Origin of the sequence: Mesorhizobium sp. M7A.T.Ca.US.000.02.2.1, from assembly GCF_003996995.1 — a bacterium.
In the GTDB taxonomy this organism is placed as follows: domain Bacteria; phylum Pseudomonadota; class Alphaproteobacteria; order Rhizobiales; family Rhizobiaceae; genus Mesorhizobium.
Map to the genome: position 1 here is coordinate 1 of NZ_RZTT01000909.1, position 472 is coordinate 472.

At 71.8% G+C, this 472-nt stretch carries 1 pseudogene; it reads right to left on the minus strand.

Annotated features, from left to right (window positions below):
- Window positions 1-472: pseudogene (locus tag EOD15_RS35395) on the minus strand (ATP-dependent helicase HrpB); the annotation flags it as partial.

The following is a 472-nucleotide window of genomic DNA, read 5'->3' on the forward strand; positions in this document are numbered from 1 at the left end:
CCTCGATCCTGTCCGCCAGCGCGGCGCGGACATCGTCCTCGCCGATCGCTGCCGCCGCCGTGATGCGCGCATTCTGTGCCTTGCCCTGCAGGTCGGCGACGACCAGAAACGGCTCGCCCGCCAGCGGATCGGCGGCGTCGAGCATGGCGCCGGAGCCGTTGGCCAGCACGAAACGGCCACGCTCGCCGCGCGCCTTCGCCACCCGATCCGGCCAGGCGTGAACGAGCAGGGGACCGGCTGCCGCAGCTTCGCTGCCCTTCGCCTCGCCAGCCTGCCTCGCCAGCCGTTCGGCGAGCTGCTTGGCGGCTGTAGCACGTGGCGATTTTTCCCCGCGAAAACGCATCAGCCGCCGCTCCAGATCGGCGCCGTCGCCACCAAGGCCGCGTTCGGTGAGCAGCACGGCAAGCATCGCCGCCTCGAAGGCATGGCCGCTGCCGGCTGCCTCGGCAACCATGTGCGCCAACCGCACCGG